Raw genomic sequence first — 2,324 nt, 5'->3', positions numbered from 1 at the left:
TTCCTCCTTAGCTCAGTTGGTAGAGCGACGGACTGTTAATCCGCAGGTCGCTGGTTCGAGCCCAGCAGGAGGAGCCATATTAGAAGAAGCCGCATCACTTGATGCGGCTTTTTTGTATTAGTTTAAAGCTAAGCTCTCTCCTACTACCCACGAAATAACATAAGCGCTTTGATTATTAAAAACCGCTTACCGCAAGCTAACTATCGACTCACTAAGTAACCAGAAAATATTAACCACAAACGCGCGTGGCAAATGGTATGCCTTTCAACTAAAAAAAAAAGCCAGGTAAAAACCTAGCTTTTTAATTCAATCGGCCATCTCTGAAATCAGCTTAAACCACCAAGACAAATATACTTTGTCTCCAGATATTCATCGAGGCCTTGCTTAGCACCTTCCCGTCCAACACCCGACTCTTTAACTCCACCAAATGGAGCCACTTCAGTAGAGATGATCCCTTCATTAACTCCAACCATGCCGTACTCTAAACCTTCACTAAAAGTCACAATACGCTTCAAGCTATTCGTATAGAAATAGCAAGCCAAACCATATTCTGTATCGTTCGCCATTTCGAGAACTTGATAATCATTTTCAAAGGTAACAATAGGCAACACAGGCCCGAATAGCTCTTGCTGAACAATCGACATATTCTGCGTCACACTATCCAAAAGAACGGGCTCCATAAAGCGACCAGGCCGTCTCTGTGGAGAGTTAGCAATAGAGGCTCCTTCTTGTACAGCTTGATCGATCACCGCCTCTAGTCGATGCTTAGAGGCCATCGTAATAACAGGACCTAATGTGACGCCTTTCTCTAAACCATTTCCAAGCTTTAATTTGCTTAACTTCGACAATACTTTATCAATAAAAGCTTGTTTTACATTTTTATGAACATATAGCCGATTGGTACAAACACATGTTTGCCCTGCATTACGGAACTTCGACGCGACAAGCCCTTCCGCAGCCTCATCTAAGTCTGCATCTTCAAACACGATGAAAGGCGCATTACCACCCAACTCCATCGACACCGCCTTGACTGAATCACTGGCTTGCTTCATCAAAATTTTCCCAACGCGCGTAGACCCCGTAAAAGAGATCTTCTGAATCCTAGGATCAGTACTTAGTACTTGACCAAACTCAGCAGCCTGCTCCGACACCACGACAGAAAGCAGTTCTTTAGGGATACCAGCCTGATAAGCTAATTCAACAACAGCAATTGCAGTGAGAGGGGTAAGCTCTGATGGCTTGATCAACATGCCACAACCTGCCGCTAGGGCTGGTGCTGCTTTTCTTGTAATCATCGCAATAGGGAAGTTCCAAGGTGTAATTGCAGCGCATACTCCCACAGGCTGGCGAATTGCAGATAGACGTCTATCTGTCGTGGGGGCAGGAATAACTTCGCCATAAGCACGTTTTGCTTCTTCTGAGAACCACTCGACAAAAGAGGCACCATACATCACTTCCCCTTTGCTCTCAGCTAAAGGTTTACCCTGCTCTAAGGTAATAATCGTGGCTATGTCTTCTGCATTATCAAGAAGTAGTTGATACCACCCCCTCAAACGACGAGAGCGCTCTTTGGCACTTAATTTAGCCCAACGGACTTGCTCCGTTTTGCACTGACCAATGAGATCATCTAACTCATCAAGAGTACTAGGCTTTAACCGAATTAACTCTTGCTCAGTTGCAGGGTTGATGACCACAATTCCCTCTTCGGAAGACCATTGCTTAAATACAGATTTCAGCGTTTCATTTTTTATTTGTTGCATCATCAAACATACTCCTCAAGAACTCCTCTTAGGTTAATCGCTACTAGCAAGTTCAGCAAAGAAAACAAAGTTTTCTAAAAGGCATTAATTTTCGGAAGACTTAGATCTCTTCCTCACTATACTTCGGGAAATTGCGCAATCCACGCAACGACGGCCCCGCTCTAAACATGGAAGCAATGAATGTTTGAGAAATAAGATGTAGAAAATTATTGTTTAAGAGAGACGCTAACAAAACACGCAGTGAGGAAGACTATTCATTCTACTACGGTTGAGGGCGAGTGTTATAAAGACTCATTGTTCAAATGACCAATCTTTCAACGAGGACATGATACAAACTCGGAGTAATTAGAAGTGCAGGCAGCAGGCTCATCTTCCTGAGAAACTCATGCGCCAATAGGGTAAAGAAAGTCGTATTGTCTCGCCTTCAATGTGTAAATGCATTTCTAGGGGACACGACCAAACTAAAAAGCCCCAGTCTTTCGACTAGGGCTTAATATAAGTGGCGGAGTGGACGGGACTCGAACCCGCGACCCCCGGCGTGACAGGCCGGTATTCTAACCAACT

1 protein-coding gene and 1 tRNA gene are annotated in these 2,324 nt (G+C 44.2%); one reads left to right on the top strand and one right to left on the bottom strand.

From position 1 onward, the window contains the following. Window position 1 precedes the first annotated feature (1 nt). A tRNA-Asn gene (locus R8269_RS23455) sits at window positions 2-77 on the top strand. A 249-nt stretch (window positions 78-326) separates the two neighbouring features. Here R8269_RS23455 and R8269_RS23450 read toward each other — a convergent pair. Next, entirely contained in the window at window positions 327-1,763 is a 1,437-nt protein-coding gene (locus R8269_RS23450) for an NAD-dependent succinate-semialdehyde dehydrogenase (protein WP_017635617.1), read from the bottom strand. Window positions 1,764-2,324: the final 561 nt, after the last annotated feature.

The sequence above is a fragment of the Vibrio sp. Vb0667 genome, from assembly GCF_033391095.1.
The sequence above is the reverse complement of the archived record's forward strand: the minus strand, read 5'-3'. Positions and strand labels throughout refer to the sequence as shown.